Source organism: Paenibacillus sp. FSL H8-0048 (genome assembly GCF_038002825.1).
Classification (GTDB): Bacteria; Bacillota; Bacilli; order Paenibacillales; family Paenibacillaceae; genus Paenibacillus_AQ.
The window spans coordinates 5,478,553-5,492,419 of the sequence record NZ_JBBODF010000001.1 but is presented as its reverse complement, the minus strand read 5'-3'; the positions used below and the strand labels follow the sequence as shown (position 1 = coordinate 5,492,419).

The 13,867-nt window shown below is 46.0% G+C and carries 12 protein-coding genes and 1 pseudogene; 1 reads left to right on the top strand and 12 read right to left on the bottom strand.

The window, feature by feature from the left end; all coding sequences use genetic code 11:
• Positions 1–41: 41 nt before the first annotated feature.
• A pseudogene (locus tag NSU18_RS23760) lies at positions 42–440 on the bottom strand (phosphotransferase-like protein).
• Positions 441–508: 68 nt separating this feature from the next.
• Positions 509–1,246 (bottom strand): SDR family oxidoreductase, encoded by a 738-nt coding sequence (locus NSU18_RS23755; protein WP_341016477.1) that lies wholly within the window; start codon positions 1,244–1,246, stop codon positions 509–511.
• 179 nt (positions 1,247–1,425) lie between these two features.
• On the opposite strand from NSU18_RS23755, the gene NSU18_RS23750 reads away from it, so the two are divergent.
• The gene (locus tag NSU18_RS23750; RefSeq protein ID WP_341150206.1) at positions 1,426–2,334 is read left to right on the top strand and encodes an AraC family transcriptional regulator; all 909 of its coding nucleotides are present in this window, start codon (positions 1,426–1,428) and stop codon (positions 2,332–2,334) included.
• A 43-nt stretch (positions 2,335–2,377) separates the two neighbouring features.
• Here NSU18_RS23750 and NSU18_RS23745 read toward each other — a convergent pair whose 3' ends face one another.
• The 10 genes from NSU18_RS23745 to NSU18_RS23700 form a co-directional block, all read right to left on the bottom strand.
• On the bottom strand, positions 2,378–3,001 hold the full coding sequence (locus tag NSU18_RS23745) for a class I SAM-dependent methyltransferase (protein ID WP_341150205.1): 624 nt from the start codon (positions 2,999–3,001) through the stop codon (positions 2,378–2,380).
• Complete coding sequence (locus NSU18_RS23740) at positions 2,967–4,238, bottom strand: radical SAM/SPASM domain-containing protein (protein ID WP_341016472.1); 1,272 nt, start codon at positions 4,236–4,238, stop codon at positions 2,967–2,969. The genes NSU18_RS23745 and NSU18_RS23740 overlap by 35 nt, the downstream gene beginning before the upstream one ends.
• A gap of 26 nt (positions 4,239–4,264) precedes the next feature.
• Positions 4,265–4,543 carry an acyl carrier protein gene (locus NSU18_RS23735; protein WP_341016470.1) on the bottom strand — a complete coding sequence of 93 codons (279 nt, stop codon included), beginning with the start codon at positions 4,541–4,543 and terminating at the stop codon, positions 4,265–4,267.
• Entirely contained in the window at positions 4,536–6,143 is a 1,608-nt protein-coding gene (locus tag NSU18_RS23730) for an AMP-binding protein (RefSeq protein WP_341150204.1), read from the bottom strand. Before NSU18_RS23730 ends, NSU18_RS23735 begins: the two co-directional genes overlap by 8 nt.
• A gap of 13 nt (positions 6,144–6,156) precedes the next feature.
• Positions 6,157–6,810, bottom strand: coding sequence for an ABC transporter ATP-binding protein (locus NSU18_RS23725; protein ID WP_341151091.1), 654 nt, complete (start codon positions 6,808–6,810; stop codon positions 6,157–6,159).
• Between the two features lie 80 nt (positions 6,811–6,890).
• Positions 6,891–7,679 carry a hypothetical protein gene (locus tag NSU18_RS23720; protein ID WP_341150203.1) on the bottom strand — a complete coding sequence of 263 codons (789 nt, stop codon included), beginning with the start codon at positions 7,677–7,679 and terminating at the stop codon, positions 6,891–6,893.
• Positions 7,654–8,340: an ABC transporter ATP-binding protein gene (locus NSU18_RS23715; RefSeq protein ID WP_341150202.1), complete on the bottom strand. Its 687-nt coding sequence runs from the start codon at positions 8,338–8,340 to the stop codon at positions 7,654–7,656. The genes NSU18_RS23720 and NSU18_RS23715 overlap by 26 nt, the downstream gene beginning before the upstream one ends.
• Positions 8,341–8,394: 54 nt before the next feature.
• Positions 8,395–10,845 carry an ABC transporter permease gene (locus tag NSU18_RS23710; protein WP_341150201.1) on the bottom strand — a complete coding sequence of 817 codons (2,451 nt, stop codon included), beginning with the start codon at positions 10,843–10,845 and terminating at the stop codon, positions 8,395–8,397.
• Between the two features lie 82 nt (positions 10,846–10,927).
• On the bottom strand, positions 10,928–11,326 hold the full coding sequence (locus NSU18_RS23705; protein WP_341016464.1) for a hypothetical protein: 399 nt from the start codon (positions 11,324–11,326) through the stop codon (positions 10,928–10,930).
• 34 nt (positions 11,327–11,360) lie between these two features.
• Positions 11,361–13,778 carry a hypothetical protein gene (locus tag NSU18_RS23700; RefSeq protein WP_341150200.1) on the bottom strand — a complete coding sequence of 806 codons (2,418 nt, stop codon included), beginning with the start codon at positions 13,776–13,778 and terminating at the stop codon, positions 11,361–11,363.
• Between the last annotated feature and the right edge of the window lie 89 nt (positions 13,779–13,867).

Genomic DNA, 13,867 nt, shown 5'->3' with positions numbered 1-13,867 from the left:
GGTTAATATAGTCTTCATTATACCCACCCTTCCTGACAACGTTATGTCAGTAGCGTTTTATTAAGATCAACATCTCTTTTACGCAATTTCTGAAATACCGAGTATTCATTATCAGACTTAATGTAGTTTAAAATCTGTTCGGCGCATTCCGCCGGATTCAGCTCTACCGTGTTCACTTCGAGATCATATTACAGCTTAATCGTTGAATAGAACACGGAGCAGATGGAATCGTCCAGAATATCAGAGACCACCTGATGGTCGATTTCGCGTACTGGCTCATCTGGATATTTATGATTAATGAAATCATTGTAATTCATGAAAAAATCATCAATCGACACATGATAAAACGGGATCTCTTTCTGTTTTACAACCTCAGCCGAGATGGACGTCTTCCCAGAGCTTGAGGTTCCATTTAGAACAAGCAACATGCCTTTATTCAATTCGTTCCCTCCTATTCATCCTTCCATTATAAACCATAGGCGATAGAGGAAGGAACTCATCATCTGCTTCAGTTAAACCCGCCATTGACGCGAATCGTCTGCCCGGTGATCCAGCGGGCCTTGTCACTGACGAGCAAGTCGATTACATTCGCAATATCCTCCGGTTCACCAAGCCGTCCAAAAGCATTCATCCGGCGGAAGGAATCCACCAGCTCATCGGATTTCCCGTTCAGGAATAACTCCGTCGATACTTGCCCGGGTGCAACGCAGTTCACGACGATATCCTTCGCTCCGAACTCCTTCGCTAATTGGCGGGTTAACTGCTCGACTGCCCCTTTGGTTGCGGCATAGACGCTATAGGTCGGCAGCATCGCGCCTGATACTGAGGTCGAGAAATTAATAATTGTTCCACCCCGCTCCATATGCTTCATTGCTTGCTGGCAGGCGAAATACGTGCCTTTTACATTTACAGCAAAGTGCCGGTCGAACATTTCCTCCGTTACATCTGCGATAGGCACGCAGTCCATAATTCCGGCATTATTCACCAAAATATCAACACGCCCGAATTGCCCGATTGTCTCCGAGAAAAGCGCTTCGACCTCACTGACCTTGCTTACATCACCTTGAACGGCTATCGCTTCCCCGCCGAATTCCTTGATGATTTGCACGACCTCGTCCGCTTTTCCCCGGTTGGATGAATAGTTGACAGCTACTTTTATTCCTAAACCGGCCAACTGAATGGCGATTTGTCTTCCTATACCCCGTGATGCACCTGTGACGATGGCTACTTTTCCGTTCTGACTCATTAGGAACACTCTCCTTAAGTTTGCTTAGGCCGGATGATGATCTGTTGGCCTTATGGATTCATTGTAAATCATTCGAAGAGCATCCCGTTATAACAGACCTGTTCACTTCTTGCCTATTTCTCTTCAACTCGCTATGATTAACAACAACCCTACGTATATGTGAAAAGGAGGCTACTAACTTGAACGATTCATTGCGGACCGGGCCGCTTTTAGAGCAATTGGCCGCGCTGATCCTTTGCCATGCTCCATCGGCAGGCACCCATCAGACGCTTATTCCTTCCTTGCAGCTGATGCACGCCACGGATGTAGCAGAACCGCTGGAGTCGGTCTATAAGCCATCGATCTGCGTCGTTGCTGAGGGAGCTAAAGCAGCCACCCTGTCGGGTGAAACATTTCATTACGATCCGTCAACGTACCTGGTGACCTCTGTCGAGCTGCCGATTAACGGGAGAATTACCGGGGCTACGTCTGAGCATCCTTTTCTGGGCATCAAGCTAAGCTTCGATCCCGGGACCATCCTGGAAATTGTAAAAGAAATGACGGACCCCACCCTTGTTGCGGGTGAAACCTCCCTTGGCATCACGGTTGCCCGAACCTCTGAGCCCTTACTCGAAGCCATCGTACGGCTTATCCAGTTACTTGACGCACCTCAGGATATTGCCATTCTATCCCCGCTCGTGATCCGCGAGATTCTCTATCGTGTTCTTCAGAGTGACCAAGGCGCACACCTGTATCAATTCGCCATTATCGGCAGCCATGCGCACCGGATTGCTGAGGCCATCCAGGTGATCACCAGGCAATACGCCGAGTCCCTTGTCGTTGAACAGCTTGCAGAATCCGTGAATATGAGCACCTCTGCCTTCCACAAGCATTTCAAGCGTGTCACCGCCATGAGCCCGCTGCAATACCAGAAGGTCATCCGCTTGCAGGAAGCCCGCCGCCTCATGCTGACCGAATCGCTCCAAGCCTCCGATGCTGCCTTCCGTGTAGGCTATGAGAGCCCCTCCCAATTCAGCCGCGAATACGCCCGCCAGTACGGGAGACCTCCGGTGTCGGATGTTCAGGGGATTCTGAGATTATCTAAGTAGTGCATTAAAAAGGCCGTCCTATCGTTTCAGGACGGTCATAATTTCACTGGACTTTAAGCTGGAGAATTTGCGTATAATCGCAGTGCTTCACATTTTCGATACTGAATCCGTGATTTTTAAAATACTGTTTCAGATCCTTTTTCAAAAAGTGTTCAAAGTTGTCGAATTCAAGCCGCTTAATGATGGAGAACATACATTTCTGAAACAAGCCCTGAGGCTGCTCCCACTCTACTACTAAGATCATTCCCTCCGGTTTTACAACCCTCCGTGCTTCGCTTAGCATTTTGCTGGCCAAGGGTTTTCCCATCTCATGTAATATCAATGAAATAATCACCACATCAAAAGACTGTCCGGCAAATTCCAGCTTCATGGCATCCATTTCAAGCATGTTCACACCGTGAAGCTTTTTTTGGGCTATTTTCCTGCGGGCTATGGAGAGCATCTCTTTGGAATTATCAATTCCGACTACCGTAGCATTGGATTTCTGCTCTGCAATCAGAATGTCATTGCTGGCTGTGCCCGCACAGATATCAAGGATATGGACCGGTTCATCCGGTAAGAAGCCTAATAAGGCTTGGCGGGGACTCCTTCCGGGTCGGCTGAAGAACAGCAAATCACATACATCATATAACCTAGACAGAACTCGGTAATTCAAGCTCAGCTTCACCCGCCGCTTCCTCCTTAGGCCGGCCTTTGGAGGCACAATATCTGAATATGCCCGCTCTTTCACTTGAAACTCTGCATTTTTTGGCAACCTCAACGGACAACTCAGGCGGCATCGGCGTTAAGGAAGTATCAATATTTTCTTTGGCAATGACACTGCTGGATGAAATTCCGAAGCAGGCACAATTGGAGCTGGAGAAGATGGCTCCCATATCATTATATATTTTCTCCAATGTATGGTCATATACGCTTCCGAATGAGGAGGGCACTGAGACGCATGGCGACACATGGCCGTCATTATTAATCGCAATATAATTGGAGCCTGCACCGCATCCAAAGTAATCTGAGCTTTCAAACTCGCAGAAATTAATAATGACCGGGAATGCCTCATTGGCTGCATTTTCTCGTTTTAGCTGTTTCAACAATCCCATGGCTTTTCCATAAAATCTGCCTACCTCTTGACCTTCCAGATTACCCTGCGGAATAGGCATCACTACCCGCACCTCTTGAACCCCAAGCCCCCCGACAAATTCGAAATACTGCTGCAATGCCCCTTCCTTCATCAATTCATGCGTAATGCAGACCGTCACAGCCGTATAGATATCCTTAGCCGTCAGTGCTTGAATGGCTTGTACAGCATCCTTGAAGGCGTTACGGTTACGTCTGAGCTTACAGCAAATTTCCTCATCGAAATGATCCAGGCTCAGTATACATCTGGTCAAACGGGTATGCTCCAGCTTGAGCGCAAAAGCATCATCAATGCCAAGACCGGTTGAGAATAGAACCCCTTCCATTCCTTCCGGTATGGCTCCGATAATCTCCATAATGTCCGTCCGCAGCATAGGCTCCCCTCCAGTAATTCCCACCGAAGCAGCCCCGAGCTCCGCTAAAGCATTCATACATTCCTTAATTTTATCCAGACTCATATCTTCTTGTCCGTATTTGGCTCTGAAGCAGTGCCAGCAGTCGCAATGGCATCTTCCCGTAACCACAATATCAGCTTGAAGCGGAACTCGCTTGTCCTCATAGACAATGTCATGAATACCAGCGATCAGCCGATTCCAGGCAGGGCTGGGGAAGGAGGGGAAGAAACTGCTCATATAAAAATTGCCGCCGGCCGGGTTGTACGTAAAGCTCTCATTCTTACCTTGAAAAAATTCCCCCACATATCCGGCCAATTCGCTTAAATCGCATTGCTGCATTGCACTTAAGGCCTCTTCATTCAGAACAGCTTTCTTCATCAATACTGTCATCCTCTTCACCTCTTCTATTCGGTTTTTAGAACTGTCTGGCTTGACGCCTGGTGCTTTAAGACTGCATTCCTCACATCTTCCACCGTTTGAATACCTTTCAGCATTTTCTCATCGACCTTCAGACCGAATTCTTCTTCCAGTACAGACAGCAGACATACTAAATCAAAGGAAGTGAACCCCAGATCGCAAATCAGCTTGGATTCCATCTGAATCTCCTGAATATCAACATCTGTAAATGGAGAGATCACTGTTTTGATTTTCAGCATCGTCTCGTCATTCTGTTCTCTAATCATGATTTACCTTCTCTCTGGTTATTCTAGTAGGCGCTCTTAGCTCCTTCTTCAATGCAAGCTTATCGAAGGGCTTCTCGCTTACCTCTAGTCTCCGAATCCGTCTGAATGCAGGCGAATTGTCATTTAGCATCTGTATGAGTTCGTCTAAAGCTAACCTCACATCAGTATATCCGTTGTTAACTGCATAATCATAATCAGGGTGTATGATGGCCACCAGGGTCTCCCCACCCTTCTTACCGTCCGCATAAACCAGTGACTGATCTACTAATGGGTGCCGTTCGATGCTTTGTTCTATTCCCACCGGTGAAATATTGTTGCCGTCCTTCAGAATGATAAGGTCTTTTTTGCGCCCTGTAATATAGAGGTAATTATGCTGATCCAGATAACCCAAATCTCCCGTTCTAAACCAGCCCTGGTCAAAAGCCTCCGCTGTGCTCTTGCAATCCTTGTAATATTGCTTCATCACAATACTTCCTTGAACCTGAATCTCGTCATCTTCGATTCGTACCCGGCAATATGGCTCTGGCCCAACCAGCCCCACAGAATGACTGATGATCCCGTTAGGCCGGTTACAGGAGACAAGCGGTGAACATTCGGTAATTCCGTATCCGTTCAATAGGTTAATTCCCAGCTTCTTATATTTCACCACCCATTCCGCGTCCAGATAAGCCCCGCCGCAAATAATCGTACGCAACTGTCCGCCAAAAAATTCAAGGTTCAACTGCCCCGTCCTTGCTGCCTCTCGCGAGATCCGCTTATGTAAGCCTTCCACAAGCATGGGAACCATAAAGAGCACCGAGGGGCGGAATTGCTGTATACTGCTCAGATAGCCGCTTAACCCGCCACTAAGGCACAGCGTCAAGCCGTAAAACAACAGCGGAACCAGCATCCCTGACGTAACGGCAAACATATGATGCGGCGGCAATACGACAACTGTGCACCCTCCGGGCTCAAAGGCTTCTATGCCAGCCAGATAGACGGAGCAGATGATATTATGGCAAATATTCCGGTGGGAGAGCATTGCGCCTTTGTAGCCGCCTGTTTCACTTGAGGTGAAGACAATCATAGCCGTCTGATCTGCATCCACATGAGTGGACCTAAGTTTCTCGCTGCACCGGGTATCTCTTATGAATTCAGCTATACTTGGAAAGGGGCCTCCCGCTTGAAAACACACGATCACTTCCAGAGTTTCGCAACTGTGCCTCAACTGCTGTACAATGTGCGACATGCTGCTATCTACAAACAACATGGATATATCGGCCTGAAGAACCAGGGTTACCAGATCATCCAGGCTTAAATCCTTGTCCATAGGAACGGCTATATTGCTAGAGCCTGTCACTCCAAAAAAAGCAACCAGCCACTCGTAGCTCAAACCGCCGATAAAAGCAACATGTTTTTGGCTCAGCCCCCTCGCTTCAAACGCAGCGCTCAGTGCATCCGAATCAGACTTTAACTGCAGGTATGTTTTTTGAAGCCTCTCGCCGTCTTGCTTGGCCTCAACCGCTGTTTGATGGCGGTATCTCCCTGCACTGTGAGACAGAAATTCAGGGATACTATCTGCTCCTCCCATGAACATGGCGTTTCGCTCTAATTCACTCATTTGACCAGTCTCCTTAAGAGTTTCCAACAATGGCAATGCGAGAATCAGCAGCTAACAAGGTATCCGATACCAACTGTCCATCCTTGACGACTATATTTCTGGTGCCATAGCCGATCAATTCTGCATTATGGGTGATATGTACAATGCTTGTTTGCCAAATCCGGTTAAGCTGCTGCAGCATTTCCATCACCTGAACCGCCGAGGCGGTGTCCAGATTTCCAGTAGGCTCATCGGCAAGAATCAACGGGGGATTATTAATAACTGCCCTGGCAATCGCCACCCGCTGCTGCTGCCCTCCTGACAATTGCGCAGGAAGCTTCCGCCTATGTTCTGTCAGTGCCAGAAGCTCCAGTAGTTCCTCCAGCCCAGATGCGGCAGTGCTTCTCTTTCTGCCTGCTAACAGAACCGGCAGCTCAATGTTCTCCTCCACGGTCAGATTTTGAACAAGATTATAGTTCTGGAATACAAAGCCTATTTCACTTTGGCGAATTTTACTTTTTTGTCTGTCCGACAATTTGTTAAGATCGCGTCCAGATAAGTGGACAGTCCCGCTGGTTGGATACTCCATACCACTCATAATGTACAGGAGTGTGCTTTTCCCACTGCCCGACGAGCCCATTATTGTGGTAAATTCCCCCTCTGCAATGATTAGTGATACGTCCTTCAGAACAACAGCATCCTTGTACTGCTTGTAAACATGATTCAGTTCAAGTAATGAGATGACGCTCCCCTCCTAATCCATTGCCCTTATTCTAAATTTAATTTCTTGATGAAAATATAGTTTATCGTGCTGTACATAAGACCGCAGATCAACAACTGAAACAATACACATATCCCAATCAAGGACAACATATTGCCGCTCTGATTTACGGTATGGAGTCCGAGCAGATATATAGCCGGCACCAGCAGAGCCACCAGCAGAATTTGCATTACAATATAGACGACAATGCCTGCAATAAAAGTGCCTGCCAGTCTGTTTTTACCCATAAGAATTTGTCCCAAGGCTATAGCCGTGTACATAAATAAATTAATGGTCATGGAAGAAACCATGTATATAGCTACTATTGAGCTTACAGCTATAACCAGCCTCGTCCCCGGACCAGCCGTTCCTGATTGAAAAAAACCTTCCAATGCTTCCCTAAAAACTCGAGAATTGTCTGGGGAATAAAAGACTACCGCCAGCGAAGCCAGCACCAGCAGCATTGTTGCAGCATTCCAGCTTACTGCGGTTATAAGCTTGGAAAGGGTCAAGTTCCGGGTAGGAGCAGGCAAAGTGAAGGTTAGATACCCTTCATCAGTAACCATGCTGGTATAATACCGGATAGCCTGCAGAGCGTATGTTATAAGAATGACCGCTGCCAGCATCAGCTCATAGGTCAGCTTGGACACAACAGGAATGAATGCGAAGACTCCAGCAAATACGCTCCAACGGGTCGTTCCCCAGGCCAATACTGTAAAAAAGACGAAAATCAGATACACAGGAAACATATACCTCATCGTTGATTTAAAATCATATTTGATCAGTTTTTTTAGCATAAAGCCTCCTAAAATATTGATCGACAGTCATTTCATTTCCGGTCCTGATGTCTTTGGCTGCCGCCGCCTGTACAAGGCATCCCTGATCGATAAGGATTACATCATCCAGAATATGCTCGATATCCGCAATCAGATGGGTGGAAATTAAAATGGAGGCTTTTCGGTTATAGCATTTCAGAATCGTATCGATGATATAGTCTCTGGATGCGGGGTCTACCCCGCCGATTGGCTCATCAAGGCAGTACAGCTCTGCATCACGGCTCATCACAAGAATAATTTGTATTTTCTCTTTTGTCCCCTTAGAGAGGGTCTTCAATCGGGCATTGGAGTTGATATTCAGTTTATTTAGTAACTCATAGGCCATGCTGCGGCTGAAGTCCGGATAGAAATCGCTGTAAAAGGCGACCAGCTCCTGCACCTTCATCCAATTGTTCAGACAATTCCTCTCAGGAAGGAAAGCGATCTGCCGCTTGGTTTCTATGCCTGGGCTCCTTCCATTGATTCTCACCTCTCCACTCGACGGCACCAGCAGACCGTTGATCAGCTTGAGCAGAGTTGTCTTGCCGCTGCCGTTGGGTCCGAGCAATCCGACAATCCTTCCCTGCTCCACCGTCACGTTGATATTATCAAGCGCGGTATGATGCTCATACCGTTTGCTCAATGCAAGGCACTCCATAATAGCCGTCACCCTATCCCATCCTTTTCCCATTTTGGCTCATTCGTATTTCAATTCCTGGACGACATTCAAGCTTGGGATTCTTCGGATCGACAACGCTGAAGCCATCATCAGAAGAAGGAACATCCCCCCCAGTAATGTGCAGGCGGCCGCCACATCCAAGCTTATGCTTACGTATTCACCGATGCAAAAAAGAATCTGCTCCAGTGCCTTTGCAAGAACCAGGCCAAGACCTCCGGCAAACAGACAGCCGGTCACAAAAGTCCCTGCCAGCTCAATAACAACCATCCGCTTCAACTGTGACCTGCTCATTCCGAGGGAATATAAAACTGCATACTCCTTTTTACGCTGAAGAAATCCGATCAGTTGATTAATGAGCACGCCCGTAAAGGCAATCAAGGCAGACAAGCCTATAATCAGGTTGATCAAAGACAATAAAGAATCAATCTCACTTTTGTTGCCGTCCAGGAACTCCTTCACAGTCTGCACATTGACTCCTGTTCCAGCCAGTGTCCGGATCAACTGATCTTTCACCTGCTCCGGTTTTCCTGTAATCCCGATTTCAATGGTGGCTGGAATCCGGCTCACTTTTTGCAGATATTGCTCTGGAGAGATCACAACTACATTTCTGCTTGAAGTGAATTCTCCAGCATCCACATAGCCGGCTATCTTCACTGTAAATGCCTCCTTCCCTGCACTCCTCAGGGTCAGCCGGTCACCGATGTCCAGTTGGTTGCGGGGCCCATAATATTTGTCGATCAAAGCTTCTCCTGCTGACAGTCCACTCATTTTATCCGAGGTATCCTTGATTCCGAGCATCTCATGATCCATCCCAAAGATGCCTATATTCATGGCTTGATGATTAACTGTAATATTATTGAAGCTGTAGTATACAGGCTGAAGGGACTGCACCCCTTCCACAAGTTCAAGTCTGCTGTACATTTCAGCGCGCTCAGACAAGCCCGTCAGTTGAATATCCCCTTCAAAGCTCTCGCCCACCCGTGCAAATACCTGATTAATCGATAATGTTGTTAAATAGATGGTTAGCATTATAGATAGAGTGACTGTTACCAGTGTAATACTAGAGTGAATGGTTTTGCTGCCCGCAAGATTCTTGCTGCACAGATGATTGCTCGCTCCAGCCCGCAATCTTGTTATCCTGGAGAGAATTCTGGATAAGCCTCTAATAAGCCAAGGAAGCATACAAATCGTACCTGTCAGCAGCAGTATAAATACCAGACCTGCCAGCAGCAGGCTATACTCTGTATTGACAATATACAAAAGAATGGAGCATCCCCAGAGGACGAGCCCGCATAGACTTCTTGGCCTGGAGACTCTGGCCTTGGCATATACAGTATCCAGCATAATGGCTCTAATCGATTGGCGGCTTGCCGATAGAATTCCATACATAGAGACCAGAATCTGAAAAATCACTGTCAAAGCCAGCGAATATACTACATATCGAATTTCAAATTTATCCGGAATATTCAAATAGGAAGCCTTCCCCCCGTAGGAGCCCAGAGCGGACATCACTGGCTCTTTCAGAAGAACTCCTGCAATTACACCAATAATACCGCCAAACAATCCATATAGCGCATGTTCAGCAAGCAGAATCAGATTCATTCTGAAGCGGGTGGCCCCAATGCTGCGGAAGGTTGCTATTTCGGGCATTCTTTTGGCCACAATGATCCTGGTATTACTGGCGTTTAAATAGAAAACCATCAGAATTACCGCGAGCAAAACAATAAACAGCAACTGATTGGTTTTCTCCAGCTCTGCCTTAATGGCAGCCTCATTGGCAAGCATGTCACCAGTAAAAGCCGGATTATCAGCCCTAAACTGGGTGTCGAAATGCTCCGGTGCCATCGCAAGGTCCTTCTGGACATAGACACCTGACACCTTGTCTCCCATTCCATTTAAATATCCTACATATTGAGGAGAAGAGAATAACATCAATTTATTATTTTCCTTCAAATATAAGCCTTTATTCTCAGCAATTCCGCCCACTATCAGCTTTTGTTCCCCAGCCAAAGTGGATACCTGTAAGGTATCATTAATATGAAAACCATACTTTTCCGCTGCACGCTGACTGATAATCACTTGTTGCTTAGCGGCAGGATCAAAGCCGGCCTTCCTCTCTTTAAGTACCAGCAGCTTGTTTTCCAGTACCAGGCTTAAGTCCATGCCATAGATATTCAGCGGAGTGACTCCCTCTTTTAATTGGCCGGCACCGGGAGCTTTTGTAAGCCCCAGTAGGTTTTTGACCTTTAGATTGGATAAATTCAGCTCATTTACACTAAAATACCTATCCTGCTCGCTGGAGACGTTGCTTTTATATACATAGTAATTAAAATCCTGGTATGTTCCCTGAAGGATCGACTTATACTGCAACAGCATTTGATCTTTGACCGTCATATTCAAATAAATCATTGCAGTAGAGAGGGTCAAGGCAATAACGATTAACAGACTGATTAGCCGGTTCGCAGCCATATGTTTGAGGATGTATTTTGTAATTATTTTCACGTACGCCAGCACCTTTACAGAAAGAATAGGTTAGGAGTGTAGACTGCCTTCATTTGCTCCAATCTAGCGTATATTTGCCTTTTGCTTTTATAGCCTTGATTTCGATTTCATAATTTTGGGTCTTATCTACAATGAAGTCGACCTCTCCTGAGCCCTCTGTCTTGAGAAAAACCTCGTTGTCAGCCTCGTCCCTTACTTTCATCTGGAGGGTTCCTTTGGATAATTCAATGGAGTAAGTCATCTTGACTTGGTCTCCTTTGTTGAATTTCAGCTTTTTAGTGTTAGTACCGTTAAAATAATAGAAAGAGGCGTTCAGTTTGTTCCCATAGCTGTTTTCGCCGTATCCCACTCTGACATCAGGACCAAGGAAGCCCGCCCCAATAAGCACGACCGATATTAACAGCAGCAATCCGGCAGACAACAGGATAAAGATTTTTTTTCTGCTCATATTTAACGCTCCATTTCCTCTTAGAAGTTAATCCCTACATAGAAGCGGTGCTGAAAATAGTTTTGATAGCTGTAAACTGTCGCTGCTCTGATACAATAATCTTCTCCCAAACCTGAAGAGCCTGCAGCAGATTTGCGGCCAGTTCTCCTTTATTATGTGCAATCCTGCTGAACAAGGTGAAGAGCTCCTTCCATAAAGATGTTATTTGGGCAAACTCGCAACCTGTATCATACAAATAAGGTACATTATATTTTAAAGCACAGTATTTTATGCATCGTCCAAACTCTTCTCGGAATGCAGAATAACTCCCGAACAACAGATTGTTGCGCAAAAAAACTATCTTTAGCCGGATAATCGCCGAGTTGCCCTGGGTCTTGCATTGAAGCAGCAGCCTCTGTAAATCCTCTTGCAGCCTCTTCATGCCCTGAATCCCCCAGGAGTCTGATTCACCAATAAATAGCCCTAGATCCGATTGGGGCCACTCGCCTTCGTTCAGCATGATATTCGTGGTCGCAATAATACTGTTGAGTACAGCCTCCCTAATGTCAGGAGAACGAATTCCGGCGTCCCCATCATTCGGCTTCAAATAATAGCACAAGCCTCCCGGTGAGAACGGTACGCAACTGGAGTGTCTGTAGGTCTGGAATTCACCTATACTGATTTCGTTCACGCTTTCCCGCTCATCATCGTTGGTCAACACGACCAGCGCCTGATCCTGTTCTTCATCATAGCCAACCAGCAATAAGGTAGACAGATAATACAGGTTAAGTTTGAGTGCTCGAGGAGCAGCATCCTCAGCCCCTCTCAGGAAGCGGCTGTCAATTTTGAACAACACAGGAATGTCTTGATCTATTAAGCGCTTGAACTGTTCCCAGCCCGGAAGATCACCGGATATATGCTCCTGATGATATTGGATATTTAAATTTCGGAAAAAACGGATTTCCACCTGATTCTGTGATGCTACAGCGTAAGGCAATGCCTCAATGGCTACCCCGGGTATTTTGATTCGGTCATACATGAAGGTATAGCTTTCACTTAACAGCATAATTTCATAGGAATGAAGATTTAAGCCGTAGTGCCGGACCCATTCCTGAAGAGACTTAATTCTGCAATCCAGCATCTCTCTCCGTGCAATCTGGCGGTAGGTTTCAATCAACTGCACAGCGTACCTCCTCCGGCACACGCGTGCGTTTTTTTTGATTTGAAGAAGCACTTTCTTGACCATAAAACGCCAAACCAGATTCAAGAAAAAGAACAAGGCAATATATGTAGTGATTCTGTCAGACAAATATCTGACCGCTTCAGCAAAGCTGATATTGACCTGTGAAGGAGTCAGCTTTAACAAAGCTGTGATATCATGGCTGAGGTTGTGGAACGCCAGAATCCAGCTCTCTACCAGGAACCGGATGAACGATGCGAAAAAGCACACGGTAAGTAACGAATATATATACATCACGGCTTTTTTTCCTTTACTCAGTAAAACTGGAACTGCCGGTCTGCCCAAGACCTTATAAAACAGATTGGCCCATAATTGATATATAACTGTCTTCACCTCTGTAATCCCCAGATAATCAACCAGCACCCAATACCCGTCAAATTTGATAAAAGGATTAAAATTGCCGAGAATCGTAAATCCAGAGAGTAAAATAGCTATATTCAAGAGATGACTATGCAAGAATAGCGCATTGAACAGGAAGGACAGCATCAAGAAAACACATTGAAGGTACATTCCTGCCAAATCCACAATTACACGCTGATGACGTTTGATTCTCCAAATTCTAGTGACATCCGAGAACATTACCGGCATCACAAAATATACTCCAACACCAATTCTGCCTGGAGCAACACCATAGGACATTGCTGCAATGGAATGACCAAACTCATGAATCAATCCTGTTGCAAAAATAAAAAATACGCATAAGGCAATATCCTTGATATCCAGACTGAACATGCTGCCAATTACCTGTGTATTGGAATAGGCGAATAAAATATAGGCAAGCCATATAACAGCAAGGGAACTAAGACCCGTCAACGTCTTTTTATGGAATAAAAAAATAAAAATTTTGAGCTTTGCGATTACACTTGGACGGAGCAAAGTGAATTTGCCCCACATCATTTTATTATGAGGGGGTTCGGTTGTAGCTATCGTACCTTCCAGAATTCCATTACGGACTAAAGTTAGCTCAATGACTTGCTCCAATTTCTGCTTACTGATTCTCAGTGAATAACGATCATGCAAAAATTCCTGCAGTTCTTCCACCGTCCGCTGGCCGTCCATGCTGAACAGGATATAATAAATAGTCTCTGATACCTTCCATTGACGTCCGTTCATCGTAATCAGATAGCAGGGCTGTTCATTGCCATCGTCAAATACTGAAATTTCCACTTCTTCCTTCACCTTAAGGACAGGGTTGCTCCATGAATAGCTGTTGACTGGGGTAGCTGTATTCATAAGTTCCTCTCCCTTCTTGTTTAGGCCGTATCCCCTTAACAGACCGAACCAACACGAGAACTCAGCCTGCAGTCCGGTCTGCCATCTAA

Bases quoted from the DNA above. Each gene is read 5' to 3' on its own strand.
- NSU18_RS23755 (WP_341016477.1), bottom strand. From the start codon at position 1,246: ATGAGTCAGAACGGAAAAGTAGCCATCGTCACAGGTGCATCACGGGGT.
- NSU18_RS23740 (WP_341016472.1), bottom strand. From the start codon at position 4,238: ATGAAGAAAGCTGTTCTGAATGAAGAGGCCTTAAGTGCAATGCAGCAA.
- NSU18_RS23735 (WP_341016470.1), bottom strand. From the start codon at position 4,543: ATGATTAGAGAACAGAATGACGAGACGATGCTGAAAATCAAAACAGTG.
- NSU18_RS23730 (WP_341150204.1), bottom strand. From the start codon at position 6,143: ATGAGTGAATTAGAGCGAAACGCCATGTTCATGGGAGGAGCAGATAGT.
- NSU18_RS23720 (WP_341150203.1), bottom strand. From the start codon at position 7,679: ATGCTAAAAAAACTGATCAAATATGATTTTAAATCAACGATGAGGTAT.
- NSU18_RS23710 (WP_341150201.1), bottom strand. From the start codon at position 10,845: ATGGCTGCGAACCGGCTAATCAGTCTGTTAATCGTTATTGCCTTGACC.
- NSU18_RS23705 (WP_341016464.1), bottom strand. From the start codon at position 11,326: ATGAGCAGAAAAAAAATCTTTATCCTGTTGTCTGCCGGATTGCTGCTG.
- NSU18_RS23700 (WP_341150200.1), bottom strand. From the start codon at position 13,778: ATGAATACAGCTACCCCAGTCAACAGCTATTCATGGAGCAACCCTGTC.